Source organism: Hydrogenophaga sp. PML113, assembly GCF_001777155.1.
GTDB lineage: Bacteria > Pseudomonadota > Gammaproteobacteria > Burkholderiales > Burkholderiaceae_C > Hydrogenophaga > Hydrogenophaga borbori.
Window position 1 is genome coordinate 254689 of sequence record NZ_MIYM01000007.1, and the last position, 13465, is coordinate 268153.

At 69.3% G+C, this 13465-nt stretch carries 12 protein-coding genes, 2 tRNA genes and 1 pseudogene; 3 read left to right on the forward strand and 12 right to left on the reverse strand.

Annotated features, from left to right (window positions below; translation table 11 throughout):
- Nucleotides 1–58: 58 nt before the first annotated feature.
- Complete coding sequence (locus BHU06_RS15470; RefSeq protein ID WP_070400099.1) at nt 59–1246, reverse strand: ABC transporter substrate-binding protein; 1188 nt, start codon at nt 1244–1246, stop codon at nt 59–61.
- A gap of 124 nt (nt 1247–1370) precedes the next feature.
- The gene (locus BHU06_RS15475) at nt 1371–1859 is read right to left on the reverse strand and encodes a flavodoxin domain-containing protein (protein WP_083293263.1); all 489 of its coding nucleotides are present in this window, start codon (nt 1857–1859) and stop codon (nt 1371–1373) included.
- 126 nt (nt 1860–1985) lie between these two features.
- Here BHU06_RS15475 and BHU06_RS15480 point away from each other — a divergent pair, with 126 nt between their 5' ends.
- Entirely contained in the window at nt 1986–4358 is a 2373-nt protein-coding gene (locus BHU06_RS15480) for a catalase (protein ID WP_070400101.1), read from the forward strand.
- A 3-nt stretch (nt 4359–4361) separates the two neighbouring features.
- Here the strand turns inward: BHU06_RS15480 and BHU06_RS15485 are convergent, their stop codons facing one another.
- Nucleotides 4362–4688, reverse strand: a complete 327-nt coding sequence (locus tag BHU06_RS15485) for a DUF1330 domain-containing protein (RefSeq protein ID WP_070400102.1) — start codon at nt 4686–4688, stop codon at nt 4362–4364.
- Between the two features lie 122 nt (nt 4689–4810).
- Nucleotides 4811–5605, reverse strand: a complete 795-nt coding sequence (locus BHU06_RS15490) for an RNA polymerase sigma factor (RefSeq protein ID WP_070400103.1) — start codon at nt 5603–5605, stop codon at nt 4811–4813.
- Between the two features lie 55 nt (nt 5606–5660).
- On the opposite strand from BHU06_RS15490, the gene BHU06_RS15495 reads away from it, so the two are divergent.
- Nucleotides 5661–6257 (forward strand): ATP-dependent Clp protease proteolytic subunit, encoded by a 597-nt coding sequence (locus BHU06_RS15495; RefSeq protein ID WP_070400104.1) that lies wholly within the window; start codon nt 5661–5663, stop codon nt 6255–6257.
- 17 nt (nt 6258–6274) lie between these two features.
- Here BHU06_RS15495 and BHU06_RS15500 read toward each other — a convergent pair.
- The 8 genes from BHU06_RS15500 to BHU06_RS15535 form a co-directional block, all read right to left on the reverse strand.
- Nucleotides 6275–6351: transfer RNA gene (locus BHU06_RS15500), tRNA-Arg, on the reverse strand.
- Between the two features lie 62 nt (nt 6352–6413).
- A tRNA-Pro gene (locus BHU06_RS15505) sits at nt 6414–6490 on the reverse strand.
- Between the two features lie 66 nt (nt 6491–6556).
- The gene (locus BHU06_RS15510; RefSeq protein WP_070400105.1) at nt 6557–7261 is read right to left on the reverse strand and encodes a glutathione binding-like protein; all 705 of its coding nucleotides are present in this window, start codon (nt 7259–7261) and stop codon (nt 6557–6559) included.
- Nucleotides 7261–8520 carry an acyl-CoA dehydrogenase family protein gene (locus tag BHU06_RS15515; protein ID WP_070400106.1) on the reverse strand — a complete coding sequence of 420 codons (1260 nt, stop codon included), beginning with the start codon at nt 8518–8520 and terminating at the stop codon, nt 7261–7263. Before BHU06_RS15515 ends, BHU06_RS15510 begins: the two co-directional genes overlap by 1 nt.
- A gap of 30 nt (nt 8521–8550) precedes the next feature.
- Nucleotides 8551–9636, reverse strand: a complete 1086-nt coding sequence (locus BHU06_RS15520; protein ID WP_070400107.1) for a phosphotransferase — start codon at nt 9634–9636, stop codon at nt 8551–8553.
- A gap of 28 nt (nt 9637–9664) precedes the next feature.
- Entirely contained in the window at nt 9665–10384 is a 720-nt protein-coding gene (locus BHU06_RS15525) for a Crp/Fnr family transcriptional regulator (RefSeq protein ID WP_070400108.1), read from the reverse strand.
- An 81-nt stretch (nt 10385–10465) separates the two neighbouring features.
- A complete protein-coding gene (locus BHU06_RS15530) occupies nt 10466–11245 on the reverse strand; it encodes an oxepin-CoA hydrolase, alternative type (RefSeq protein WP_070400109.1) in 780 nt (259 codons plus the stop codon).
- A 93-nt stretch (nt 11246–11338) separates the two neighbouring features.
- Entirely contained in the window at nt 11339–12859 is a 1521-nt protein-coding gene (locus BHU06_RS15535) for a 3-hydroxyacyl-CoA dehydrogenase (protein WP_070400110.1), read from the reverse strand.
- 74 nt (nt 12860–12933) lie between these two features.
- Here BHU06_RS15535 and BHU06_RS15540 point away from each other — a divergent pair.
- Nucleotides 12934–13465 (forward strand): annotated as a pseudogene (locus tag BHU06_RS15540) (hypothetical protein); the annotation flags it as partial.

Below are 13465 nucleotides of genomic sequence, written 5' to 3' on the forward strand. Positions count from 1 at the left end.
TGCAGACGTCAAACCGGCGCCGCTAGGGCGCCGGCTTGCAGGAGGGAGGACGCAAGCTTCAGGCCATGCGGCAGCCGGTGGCCGGATCGGCCACGGCCTTGGCGGCGATGCCGATCACCTTGTTCTCGCCGTTTTCCACGCGGCGCAGGTACATGTCCTGGATGGGGTTGTGCGCGGGGCTCATCTTCCACTTGCCGCGCGGGCTGTCGATCTCGGCGCCGCGCATGGCCGCGTAGAGGGCCTGCTTGTTGTTCAGGTCGCCCTTGACGGCGTTCGCGCCCTTGACCATGAGCAGGCCGGTGTCGTAACCCTGCACGGCGTAGACGTCGGGCTGCAGCTTGAAGGCCTTGGCGTAGTCGAGGCGGAATTTCTTGTTGCGCGGCGTGTCCAGCGAGTCGCTGTAGTGCATGGTGGTGAGCACGCCGTTGGCGGCGTCACCGGCGGCGTCGAGCACGCCTTCGGTGAGGAAGCCCGAGCCCCAGAGCTGGATGTTCTTGCTCAGGCCGGCCGCATGGTAGTCGCGCAGGAACTTGGCCGCGCCGCCGCCGGCGAAGAAGCAGGCCACGGCGTCGGGCTTGATGGCGGCGATCTCGGTCAGCAGGGCCTGGAACTCCACGTTGGGGAAGGGCAGGCTCAGCTTCTTGACGATCTGGCCGCCCGCCTCGGTGTAGCTCTTTTCGAAGCCTTCGAAGGCCTCGTCGCCGGCGGCGTAAGCCCAGGAGATCCACACAGCCTTCTTGTGGCCCTTCTCCATCATGGGCTTGCCCAGGGCCAGCGTGGGCTGGCTGTTGGTGAAGGAGGTGCGGAACACGTTGGGCGCGCACTGCGCGCGCGTGGCGATGTGCACGCCGGCGTTGGGGATGAGGTTGAGCACGCCGGACTCGCGCGCCACCTTGTGGATGCCCATCTGCACGCCCGAGTGCACGGTGCCGATCAGCACGTCGACCTTGTCGCGCTGCACCAGACGGGTGGCGTTCTCGATGCCCTTGGCGGGGTTGGATTCGTCGTCGACCTTGAAGAATTCGATCTCGCGCCCGCCGAGCTTGCCGCCCTGTTCGTTGACGGCCATGCGGAAGCCGTTCTCGATGGCCACGCCGAGCTGCGCGAAGGTGCCGGTGTAGGGCAGCATGAAGCCCACGCGCACCTTGTCGGACTGGGCGCGCGCGATCTGCGGCAGCAGCAGGCCGGTGGACGCGGCGCCAATGACGGCGGCACTGCGGGTCAGAACGAGGCGGCGGGTGGTCATCTGGGGTCTCCTGGGGTTGTGGTCGGACTGCGGCTCACTGTAGGTGGGGGCCTGGGGCTTGGCGATCCAGAATTACCCTAGCCGCTTGAAGCCTGAATGATTGAATTCCAAACAGTTTTGTTCTTCAGGACACCTCGCTGGGCGCCAGGGCCAGCGCCAGCCAGTCGCGGCACCAGGCCGCGCCGGCCGCCTCGGGGGCGGTCTCGGTCGAGGCATCGAGGGTACAGAGCTCGCCCACGCGCACCGCGCCCAGGTCGCGCAGGCGCTCATCGAACTGGCGCCCGCCGTTGGCGAACGTCATGGGGTATTGCGCGCTGTCGCCCAGGGCGATGACGCCGAAACGCACGTGGCCTAGGTAGCGCGGCTGCGCGTCGAGCGAGGCGCAGAAGGCCTGGGCGTTGTCGGGCACATCACCCGAGCCATAAGTGGATGTGCATATGACGTAAAGTGCATCCTGATCGAAGACACTGGGGTCCAGGCCGTCCATCATCCGCACCTCGATGGCGCCGATCAGATCCGCGCACTCCATCTCGATGGCCCGAGCGACGGAGGTGGCCGTGTCGGTCATGGTGCCCACGAGGATGAGCAGCTTGGCGGGGGGCATCGAGGGCATAACACGCACTTTAGTGCATGTTTTGACGAGGGGGCATCGGGTTAACCCGTAGCGGGGATGGGTGGGCGTGCCGTTTGCCAGCGGCGGGGATCGCGAACAGCGCAGCGACAACCCCAGGAGAACCGCATGGCCAAATCCCCACCCACCCGGCCCACGGCCAAGGGCCCGCCCGGCGAGACCTCCGCCGCGGACGCGATCCTGCGCCGCAAGGCGCAGCAGACCGACGACCTGGCCAAGGCCGTGCCGTGGAACGACAACAAATCGCTGGAGCACGGCTTTTCCCAGGGCCTGGCGCCCGCGAAAGGCGTCACGGCCCAGCCCCGGAGTCCGCTGCCGACCGGCAGCACCGTGTCCGAGGCGAACACCTCGGAGAAAACCGGCGACCCGGTGGCCGAGGGTCTCAATGCGGTGCATGGGCGGCTCGACCGCGTGCGCGCGGACGCCGCCGGCCAGGCCCTCACCACGAACCAGGGCGTGGCCATCGCGGACAACCAGAACTCGCTGAAGGCCGGCCTGCGCGGGCCGGTGCTGCTGGAAGACTTCATCCTGCGCGACAAGCTCACGCACTTCGACCACGAGCGCATTCCCGAGCGCATCGTGCACGCGCGCGGCTCCGCGGCCCACGGCTACTTCGAGTGCTACGAGCCGCTCACCGAACTCACCCGCGCGGCGCCCTTCCAGGCGGCGGGCCAGGTCACGCCGGTGTTCGTGCGCTTTTCCACCGTGGCGGGCGAACGCGGCTCCAAAGACACCGCGCGCGACGTGCGCGGCTTCGCGGTGAAGTTCTACACCGACGAGGGCAACTGGGACCTGGTGGGCAACAACATGCCGGTCTTCTTGATCCAGGACGCGATGAAGTTTCCCGACCTCGTGCACGCGGTCAAGCCCGAGCCGCACCACGCCATGCCGCAAGCCGCCAGTGCGCACGACACCTTCTGGGACTTCGTCTCGCTGATGCCGGAGTCCACCCACATGCTGATGTGGCTCATGTCGGACCGCGCCATTCCGCGCAGCTACGCCACCATGCAGGGCTTTGGCGTGCACACCTACCGGCTCGTGAACGCGGCGGGTGAGTCGGTGTTCGTGAAGTTCCATTGGTTGCCCCAGGCGGGCACGCATTCGCTGGTGTGGGACGAGGCGGTGAAGATCTCGGGTGCCGACCCCGACTACCACCGCCGCGACCTGTGGGAGCGCATCGAGGCCGGTGCCTACCCGACGTACGAACTGGCCCTGCAGGTGTTCACCGAGGAGCAGGCCGAGCGCTTCAGCTTCGATGTGCTCGATGCGACGAAGATCGTGCCCGAGGAGCTGGTGCCGCTGCGGCCCGTGGGGCGCATGGTGCTCAACCGCAACCCCGACAACTTCTTCGCCGAAACCGAGCAGGTGGCGTTCTGCACCGCGAACGTGGTGCCGGGCATCGACTTCTCCAACGACCCGCTGCTGGCCGGGCGCATCCATTCGTACGTGGACACGCAGATCAGCCGCTTGGGCGGGCCCAACTTTCACGAGATCCCGATCAATGCGCCCATTGCGCCGGTGCACAACAACCAGCGCGACGGCATGCACCGCCAGACCATTCACCGCGGCCGCGTGTCCTACGAGCCCAACTCGCTTGGCGGCGGCTGCCCCTTTCAGGCCGGCGCAGCGCAGGGCTTCGTCTCCGTGCCCGCGCGCCTGCAGGCCAAGGAAGAGCAGGGCAAGGTGCGGGCCAAGCCGGAAAAGTTTGCCGACCACCACACGCAGGCCACGCTGTTCTACGACAGCCAGACGCCGGTGGAGCAGGCACACATCGCGGCGGCCTTCCGTTTCGAGCTGAGCAAGGTCACCGTGCCGGCCATTCGCGCGCGCATGGTCGCCTCGCTGCGCAACGCATCCGAGGCGCTGGCGCAGGCGGTGGCCGATGGCCTGGGGATGGACGAACTGCCCCCGCCGTTGCCGCGCGCCCTGGCGACGCCGGCCAAGCCCGAAGTGAGGCAATCGCCCGCGCTCTCGCTGATGGCCCGTCCGGGCGACGGCCGCATCGCTGGACGGCGCATTGCCGTGATCGTGGCCCATGGGGTGCAGGGGGCGGCGGCCGAGCGGCTGCAGGCGGCGCTCGCGGCGCAGGGTGCGGTGGTGGAGTTCGTGGCCCCGCGCGTGGGCCGCGTGCGGGGGGCCGATGGGGTGGACCTGGAGGCCACGGCCTCGCTGGAGAACAAGCCGGGCGTCCTGTTCGACGCGCTCGCCTGGCCGCACGGCGAGGAGGGTGTGGCCACGCTGGCGCGGGATGGCCACACGATGGAGGCCCTCAAGGATGGCTACCGCCACGCCAAGGCGCTGCTGCTGGTGGGCGCCGCGCAGACGCTGCTGGACATGGCGGGCGTGCCCACCACCACCGCCACGGGCGATCCGGACCCTGGCCTGGTGCTGGCGGATGGCGAGGAGGGCGCGGACGCTTTCGTCGCCGCCATCGCGCGGCACCGCCACCCCGAGCGCGAGACGGACCCGCCGCAGGTGTGAGCCTCAGTGCTTGGCCAGCAGCTCGGAGGCCCGATAGCCCGGCGCCACCCCTTGCACCAGCACCGTGGCGCCGTCCGCGTTTTGCGTGCGCAGCGGCAGGATGGCCTGATAGGCATCGGACTGGTACCAGGCGCGCGCGTGGTCCATCGAGGGAAATTCGATGACCACGAGGTGTCCGGGGAAGGGTCCCTCCATGACCACCGGGTTGTCGCCATGCACCAGGAAGCGGCCGCCGTGCGCGTCCAGCGTGTCGGTGATCTCCTGGATGTAGGTGACGATGTCGGGGCCCCACTCGACGTGGCGCAGGTGAGCGATGGCGTAGGCAGTCATGGCGGATCTCCGGGCGGACGGTGGGTGGGCCTCGGGACCTCCCCTTGGCCTGCCTTCATCTTCCCCCCGGGGTGTCCCGGCTGGCGATGACCCGTGAGGTCATGCCCGCGGTCCGGGTCTGGTCAGACCGTCTCGCGGACCGCCTCACCCAGCGGCAGACAGGCCAGCAGCCCGGCCGGTGTGCGGACCTGCAAGGCCAGGAAGTCGCCGAACTGCACGAGGCGCGCGATCGGCGCCGGCGCAGGCGCTGCGGCCTCGCGCGCCCCGGCATGGGCGAAGGGGGCTGACGCGGCCATCGCCCGGGGACTCGACACCTGCAACACGGCGACCAGCCCCGCTGGATCGCGCTGCGCCAGCGCCCACTGGCACAGGGCCAGCAGGCAGTCGGTGTCCTCGTCCGAGGGCCGCGCCGGCGCCGCCGGCCGGCGCAAGCGCTGCAACAGGCGGTGCAGTTGCTGGCGCGAGGCCGCCTCGCTGCGCCCGGTCAGGCGCCCCAGCTCGGCGTGGCTGAAGTCGAATACCTCGACCAGCAGGACGGCCGCGGCATCGGCTGCCGCCAAGGTGTGGACCACATGCCGCAAGGCCTGCTCGACCCGTTGCGCCTGTTCGGCCAGTGCCTGTGGCGCTTCGCTCTCGACGGCTGTCGCGCCGTGGTCACCCGCTTGCTCCAGCAGGGCGTGGTATCGCTGACGCCGCCGCCAGGCGTCGATGCACAGGTGGCGCAACACGGTGACCAGCCAGGCCTCCCGGCCACTGGCATCGGGTGGTAGGCCGCCCTGCGCCGTGCGCAGCCAGGTGTCCTGCACCAGGTCTTCGGCCTCATCGCCGTGCGCCAGCCAGTGCCGCGCCAGCGCGACCAGGCGGTGGCGCAGCGCTTCATCGTCGATCAGGGGGTGGGAGTCGGCCGGAGTTGTCACGAAAAAACCCGCTCGTTCGTTTACCGGATGAAGCTAACACACAGGAGCGATTCCCATGCCTTCCCCGGACACCGACACGCCCACCCGCCCCGCCAACGCCCAGGACAGCGCCTTCTTGGAGGAGAAGGCCTTTCGCGCCCGCACCGTGCTGGTGTTCGGAACAATCACCGACGCGCTGGCCGCGGAGACGGTGCGCAAGCTGCTGGCCCTGGACGCCGAGGCGCGCGCGCCCATCACCATGATCGTCTCCTCGCCGGGCGGCCACCTCGAATCGGGCGACGCCATCCACGACGTGGTGCGTTTCGTGGCCTCGCCGGTCCACATGGTCGGCACAGGCTGGGTGGGCAGCGCCGCCACCCACCTCTATCTGGGCGCGGCCCGCGAGCGCCGTGTCTGCCTGCCCCAGACGCGCTTCCTGATCCACCAGCCCAGCGGCGGTGCGGGCGGTGCCGCCAGCGACATGGCGATCCAGGCCCAGGAAATCCTCAAGGCCCGCGAGCGCATCGCCGAGGTCATTGCGCTCGAAACCGGCCAGCCGCTCGAGCGGGTGCGCCAGGACATCGAGCGCGACCGCTGGATGCCGGCGCAGGAGGCCGTCGCCTATGGCCTGGCCTCGCGCGTGATCCGGCGGCGCGAGGAATTGGGGCTCTGAGCTTGGAACCCAAGTCCTGGCCTGCCCGGAGGGACTCGAACCCCCGACCTGCTGCTTAGAAGGCAGCTGCTCTATCCAGTTGAGCTACGGGCAGTGCGGTGCGGGTGCCGCTGGAAAAAAGGCCCACGGGGGTGGGCCTTCGTTCTCGGTGTGAAATGGTCGGAGCGGCGGGATTCGAACTCGCGACCCTCTGCTCCCAAAGCAGATGCGCTACCAGGCTGCGCTACGCTCCGACAAGGCGCGGATTCTACCCTCAGGCCGCATGGTGCCCGGCCCGGCCTTTCGGCCTCGGGTGGCGTTCAGCGTTTCTCGTACTGCGTCTTGCCGAACAGGATGTCGCGCGACTTGTCGTCGGTGAGCGGCTTGCGCGCGTCGGCCAGCACGGCCACGCCGCGCTGCACCGCCGGGCGCGCGGCGATGCGGTCGAACCAGTCCTTCAGGCGCGGGTAGTCGGCCCAGTCGATGCCCTGGTTCTGCCAGCTGCGCAACCAGGGAAAGATGGCGATGTCGGCGATGGTGTATTGCTTGCCCGCGATCCAGGGCTGGCCTTTGAGCTGGCGGTCCATCACGCCGTACAGGCGCTTGGCCTCGTTGGTGTAGCGGTTGACGGCGTAGTCGATCTTCTCGGGTGCGTAGAGGCGGAAGTGGTGCGCCTGGCCCAGCATGGGGCCCACGCCGCCCATCTGGAACATCAGCCACTCCAGCACCTGGAAGCGCTCGCGGTCGCCTTTGGGCAGGAAACGGCCGAACTTGCTCGCCAGGTAGACCAGGATGGCGCCCGATTCGAACAGGCTGATGGGCTGCCCCCCCGGGCCGTTGGGGTCGCTGATGGCCGGGATCTTGTTGTTCGGGCTGATGGCCAGGAAGTCGGGCTTGAACTGGTCGCCCGCGCCGATGTTGACCGCGTGCACCTGCCAGTCCCGGCCCAGTCGCTGGCCGCACTCCTCCAGCATGATGTGAACCTTGTGCCCGTTGGGCGTGGGCCAGGAGTGGACGTCGATCATCAGCTTCCTCGTGTGATGGGCATCTCGACCTCGCCGGGCACGGCCATGTGCTTGGCGAGTTCGAGCTTGGCGATGGATTGGCGGTGCACCTCGTCGGGCCCGTCAGCCAGGCGCAGGGTGCGCTGGTTGGCGTAACTGTAGGCCAAGGGAAAGTCCCCACTGACGCCACCGCCTCCATGGGCCTGGATCGCCATGTCGATCACCTCGCAGGCCATGTTGGGCGCCACCACCTTGATCATGGCGATCTCGGCCTTGGCGACCTTGTTGCCCACGGTGTCCATCATGTAGGCGGCCTTGAGCGTGAGCAGGCGCGCCATCTCGATGCGGCAGCGCGCGTCGGCGATGCGCTCGTGCCAGACCGACTGCGCCGACACCGGCTTGCCGAAGGCCACGCGGCTGTTGAGGCGCTGGCACATGAGCTCCAGCGCCCGCTCGGCGGCGCCGATGGAGCGCATGCAATGGTGGATGCGGCCCGGGCCCAGGCGGCCTTGCGCGATTTCGAAGCCGCGGCCCTCGCCGAGCAGGATGTTGCCGGCCGGCACGCGCACGTTCTTGAGCACCACCTCCATGTGGCCGTGCGGCGCGTCGTCGTAGCCGAACACCGAGAGCGGGCGCACCACGGTGATGCCGGGCGCGTTCGAGGGCACCACGATCATGCTCTGCTGCGAGTGGCGCGGCGCGTCCGGGCTGGTCTTGCCCATCACGATGTAGACCGCGCAACGCGGGTCGCCCGCGCCCGAGGACCACCACTTGCGGCCGTTGATGACGTAGTGGTCGCCGTCTCGCTCGATGCGGCACTGGATGTTGGTGGCGTCGCTGGAGGCGACCTCGGGCTCGGTCATGAGGAAGGCCGAGCGGAACTCGCCCTTGAGCAGCGGCTCCAGCCACTGGTCCTTCAGGGCCTCGGAGGCGTAGCGCTCCAGCGTCTCCATGTTGCCGGTGTCGGGCGCCGAGCAGTTGAAGACCTCGGGCGCCCAGGGCACCCGGCCCATGATCTCGCACAGCGGCGCGTACTCCAGGTTGGACAGGCCCTCGGGCGCACGCGGGCTGCGCGGCAGGAAGAGGTTCCACAGCCCGGCCTGGCGCGCCTTGGGCTTGAGCTCCTCGATGATCTTGGTGGGTACCCAGGCGTTGCCCTTGGCGCGGTTGGCTTCGATTTCCTGGAAGAAGCGCGCCTCGTTGGGGTAGATGTGCTCGTCCATGAAGGCGAGCAGCCGTTCGCGCAGGCCCTTGACCTTGTCGCTGTAGTCGAATTCCATGGTTTCTCCTGTTGTATGGGGCGGGGCGGCTCAGCCGCCGTTGGCGAAGCGCCAGGCCATCTCGGCCATGGGACGTGCGCCCGCGGCCGACTTCACGGCCTGTGCGCTGGACGCGGTGCCGGCCTCGACGCGCTTGGCGATGCCTTGCAGGATCGCGGCGAGGCGGAACATGTTGTAGGCGAGGTAGAAGGCCCAGTCGGCCCGCAGTTGCTCGGGCGTGGCGAAGCCGGTGCGCTCGCAGTAGCGGGCGATGTAGTCCTGCTCGCTGGGGATGCCCAGCGCCGGCAGGTCCAGGCCCTGGATGCCGCGGAACAGGCCCGGCGGGATGTGCCACGACATGCAGTGGTAGCTGAAGTCGGCCAGCGGGTGGCCGAGCGTGGACAGTTCCCAGTCGAGCACCGCGAGGATGCGCGGCTCGCTCGGGTGGAACATCAGGTTGTCGAGCCGGTAGTCGCCGTGCACCACCGAGACCAGGGTCTCGTCGCGCGCCATCGCGGGGATGTTCTTCGGCAGCCAGTCGATCAGGCGGTCCATCTCGGGGATGGGCTGGGTGATGGAGGCCTGGTACTGCTTGCTCCAGCGGCCGATCTGGCGCTCGAAGTAGTTGCCGGGCTTGCCGTAGTCGGCCAGGCCGATGGCCGCGGGCTTCACCGAATGCAGCGCCGCCAGCACGCGGTTCATCTCGTCGTAGATGGCGCCGCGCTCCGCGTTGCCGAGGCCGGGCAGGGATTGGTCCCAGAGCACGCGGCCGTCCACGCACTCCATCACGTAGAAGGCGCGGCCGATCACCGATTCGTCCTCGCACAGCGTGTGCATGCGCGCCACCGGCACACCGGTGCCGGCCAGCGCGCTCATGACGCGGAACTCACGTTCGATGGCGTGCGCCGAGGGCAGCAGCTTGGCCACCGGGCCGGGCTTGGCGCGCATCACGTACGCGCGCGTGGGCGTGATCAGCTTATAGGTGGGGTTGGACTGGCCGCCCTTGAACATCTCCACCGTGAGCGGGCCCGCGAAACCCTCCAGCCGCGGGGCCAGCCAGCGCTCCAGCGCGGTGGCGTCGAAGGCGTGTTGCTCGGTCACCGGCCGCGTGCCGGTGAAGTTCTGTGCGTCGTTCATGCGGCGGTGGTCGGCTGGTGGGGAAGGTTCAGCTGTCGGCTTCGGCGATGCGCATCAGCGCGGCCCGGTTGCGGATCACGAGGCCTCCCTGCTCGATGCGGATGGCGTCCTCGCGCTCCATGGACTTGAGTTCCTGGTTCACGCGCTGGCGCGAGGCACCCAGCAGTTGGGCCAGCTCCTCCTGCGCCAGTTGCAGACCGATGCGCGTCTCGTTGCCGTCGTTCAGGCACGGCACGCCGTAGCTGCGCACCAGGTGCAGCAGCTGCTTGGCCAGCCGCGCGCGCAAGGGCAGGGTGTTGAGGTCCTCCACCAGCCCGAACAGGGTGCGGATGCGCCGCGCCTGCAGGCGCATCAGCGCCTCGTACAGCTCCACGTGCGAGGACAGGATCTTCTGGAAATCGTTGCGGGCCACGCACAGCAGCGTGGTCGCGCCATGCGCGTAGGCGTCGTGCGTGCGCTGGTCGCCGTCGAACATCGCCACGTCGCCGAACCACACACCCGGCTCCACGTAGGTCAGCGTGATCTGCTTGCCCGACAGCGAGGTTGAACTCACGCGCACCGCCCCCTTGGCCACCGCCGTCCATTCGGACGGCGGCTCGCCGCGCGCGACGATCAGGTCGGCGTCCTTGAATCGCTTGACGTAGGCGCATCGAAGGATGTCGTGACGCAGGGAAGGTGAGAGGGTGTTGAACCAGCGACCGCTGTTGATCGCCTCGCGTTCTTCCATTGTCAGAATCGGCTCGTCCATGGTCTGTCGTTTGAGTGACTGGAGGGGGCTGGCCTGTCGCGCCGGGGACCGGCCCGCCGAGCCGGTGCGGCCGGGTGCGGGTCAGCGGTACTGGGCGGTCCGCTTCTCCAGGAAGGCCGCGATGCCCTCGCCGCCGTTGGGGTGGTGCAGGTTGCGCACGAAGTGCTCGCGTTCGGCCGCCAGGTGCGTGTGCAGCGGATTCGTGTCCGCCTCGTTGACGAGCTCCTTGATGCTGGCCAGCGCGTTCGGCGCGCGCCCGTTCAGCCTCTCGGCCAGCGCCAGGGCTTCGCCCAGCGCGGCGCCGGTGTCGGTGAGGGTGTTGAGCACGCCGAGCTGCTGCAGCCGCTCGGGTGTGATGCGCTCCCCGGCCATCAGCAATTGCATCACCGTGGCGCGCGGCAGGGCGCGCGCCAGCGCCCAGCTGCCGCCGCCGTCGGGCGAGATGGCGACGTTGCTGTACGCCATGACGAAGACCGCGTCGCGCGCGGCGACGATGAAATCGCAGGCCAGCGTGAGCGAGAAGCCCGCGCCCGCGCAGGCGCCCTCGACGGCCGCGATCACCGGCTTGGGGAAGGCGCGGATGGTCTCGATCCAGTTGTGCAGGCCCGAGATGGTCTCGGCCTGCACCTCGGGCGGCTGCTGCCGGTTGCCCTGCAGGCGCTGCAGGTTGCCGCCGGCGCAGAAGTGGCGGCCTTCGCCCACGATGACCACGCTGCGCACGTCGGCGCTGCTCTCGGCCACGTTGAGCGCTTCCACCCCGGCCGCGTACATCTCGGGACCGAGCGCGTTGCGGTGCTCGGGGTTGCTGATGGTGAGCACCATGGTGGCGCCCACGCTGTGGCTTTTGAGGCTGGCGGTCATGCGAGGTCTCCCGTCGGGCCGCTCCCATGGGAGGCCTGCACCCCCTCGGGGAGCCGCGACGATACGAAGTGCGGAGCGTGGGGGTTCATGTGTTCAGATCTCTTCGTGCGTGAGGCTCAGGCCCAGTGCGCCGCGGCGGCGCAGCCAGGGCGAGGGGCGGTAGCGCGGGTCGCCATACACCGTCTGCAGGTTGAAGAGGATCTCGAGCACGTTGGTGGGGCCGATGCGGTCGCCCATGGCCAGCGGGCCCATGGGGTAGCCCAGGCCCAGGGTGACGGCCACGTCCAGGTCGGCCGGCGAACAGATGCCTTGCTGGCACATGTCGGCCGCGATGTTGACGATGGTGGCCACCACGCGCTGTGTGACGAAGCCGCCGCTGTCGCGCACCACGCTCACGGCCTTGCCGTCGCGGGCGAACAGGGCGTGCGCGGCGTCGCGCATGTCGGGGCGGGTGGCGGGGTTGGTGGCGAGCACGCGGCGCTTGGTGGCGCCGTCCTCCAGCATCATGTCGATGCCCAGGGTGCGCGTGGCGTCCAGGCGTTCCACGGCGGCCAGGGTGGTCACGTCCATGCCCAGCGGCGCCACCAGGATCAGGGCCTGTTCGCTGGGCGTGGCGCCGGTCTCGATGCGGGCGTCCAGGTTCTTGAGCAGCTGGTACAGCTCCTGGCGGCGCGCGGCCTTGGGCGAGACCCACACCGGCGGCAGCGTGTTCACGGCGGGCACGGGCGGCTCGGGCGGCACTTGCGCCGCGCCGTCCACGTAGCGGTAGAAGCCGTCGCCCACCTTCTTGCCCACCACGCCGCCGGCCAGGCGCTGCGCGGTGATCACGCTCGGGCGGTAGCGCGGCTCCTCGTAGTACTGGTGGTAGATGGACTCCATCACCGGGTGCGACACGTCCAGGGCGGTGAGGTCCATCAGCTCGAAGGGCCCGAGGCGGAAACCCATCTGGTCCTTCAGGATGCGGTCCATGGTGGCGAAGTCGGTGACCCGCTCGCCCGCCACGCGCAGGGCCTCGGTGCCGTAGCCGCGGCCCGCGTGGTTGACGATGAAGCCCGGCGTGTCCTGCGCGCTCACGGGCGTGTGGCCGTAGGCGCGAGTGAAGCCGGCCAGGCGCTCGCAGACGGCCGGGTCGGTCTTGAGGCCGGCGATGACCTCCACCACCTTCATGAGCGGTACCGGATTGAAAAAGTGGTAACCCGCGAAGCGCGCCGGGTGCTTGAGCGCGGCGCCGATGGCGGTGACCGACAGCGAGGAGGTGTTGCTGACCAGCACCGCGTCGGCGGCCACGACGTCCTCCAGTTGCTTGAAGACGGATTGCTTGACGTCCAGCCGCTCCACGATGGCCTCGATCACGAGGTCGCAAGCCGCCAGGTCCTGCAGGGACTCGGCCACCCGCAGGCGCTGCACGCAGGCGTCGCGCGTGGCGGCGTCGAGCTTGCCTTTGCCGTGCAGGGTGTCCCAGGTCTTGGTCAGGGCGTCGCGCGCGCCGGCGGCGGCGCCGGCCTGGGCGTCGAACAGCCAGACCTCGGCGCCGGCCTGAGCGGCCATCTGGGCGATGCCCCGGCCCATGGCACCGGTGCCCACGACCGCTGCACGTTTAAAAAAGGATTGCATATGTGTGTTGTATTTCGGTTGATAGCCAGTTTGCCTATGACAAAATGTTTCAACCTTCTGGAGGGAAATCCGACGTGCGCCAGATCTGGACAGCCTGCATTTTGCTATCAACCGCCGTGAGCAGCCCGGCGGTCACGCTCGGGCGCCACAGTGGGGCGGCGCTGATCGGCCAGCCGCTCGATGTGCAGTTCCAGGTGATGCTGGCCCCCGGCGAAGACATCGCCACCCAGTGTCTCCAGGCCGACGTCTTCTACGGCGACGTCCAGGTCACACCGAATTTCGTCACCGTCACTCCGCGCGCCGCGCCCGGCGAACTCACGGGCATCGCCCGCGTCATCGCCAGCCTGCCAGTCAACGAGCCCATCGTCACCCTGTCGGTGCGCGCCGGCTGCGGCCTGCCGTTCACCCGCCGCTACGTACTGCTCGCCGATCTGGTGAGCGAACCGGCGGTGGCGGCGGCTCCCGCGCCCCGCGCCGTCGACGCACTGCCCGTGCCCGCCGCCCCCATGCCGGCACCGGCCCCGGCGCCCCAGATGGCGGCGCCCCCCGCGCGGGCCGCCCCGCCCGCCCGGGCCCCCCCGCCCCGGGTGCGGGAGCGCCCGCCGC

Bases quoted from the DNA above. Each gene is read 5' to 3' on its own strand.
- BHU06_RS15470 (WP_070400099.1), bottom strand. From the start codon at position 1,246: ATGACCACCCGCCGCCTCGTTCTGACCCGCAGTGCCGCCGTCATTGGC.
- BHU06_RS15475 (WP_083293263.1), bottom strand. From the start codon at position 1,859: ATGCCCTCGATGCCCCCCGCCAAGCTGCTCATCCTCGTGGGCACCATG.
- BHU06_RS15480 (WP_070400101.1), top strand. From the start codon at position 1,986: ATGGCCAAATCCCCACCCACCCGGCCCACGGCCAAGGGCCCGCCCGGC.
- BHU06_RS15485 (WP_070400102.1), bottom strand. From the start codon at position 4,688: ATGACTGCCTACGCCATCGCTCACCTGCGCCACGTCGAGTGGGGCCCC.
- BHU06_RS15495 (WP_070400104.1), top strand. From the start codon at position 5,661: ATGCCTTCCCCGGACACCGACACGCCCACCCGCCCCGCCAACGCCCAG.
- BHU06_RS15510 (WP_070400105.1), bottom strand. From the start codon at position 7,261: ATGATCGACGTCCACTCCTGGCCCACGCCCAACGGGCACAAGGTTCAC.
- BHU06_RS15515 (WP_070400106.1), bottom strand. From the start codon at position 8,520: ATGGAATTCGACTACAGCGACAAGGTCAAGGGCCTGCGCGAACGGCTG.
- BHU06_RS15520 (WP_070400107.1), bottom strand. From the start codon at position 9,636: ATGAACGACGCACAGAACTTCACCGGCACGCGGCCGGTGACCGAGCAA.
- BHU06_RS15525 (WP_070400108.1), bottom strand. From the start codon at position 10,384: ATGGACGAGCCGATTCTGACAATGGAAGAACGCGAGGCGATCAACAGC.
- BHU06_RS15530 (WP_070400109.1), bottom strand. From the start codon at position 11,245: ATGACCGCCAGCCTCAAAAGCCACAGCGTGGGCGCCACCATGGTGCTC.
- BHU06_RS15535 (WP_070400110.1), bottom strand. From the start codon at position 12,859: ATGCAATCCTTTTTTAAACGTGCAGCGGTCGTGGGCACCGGTGCCATG.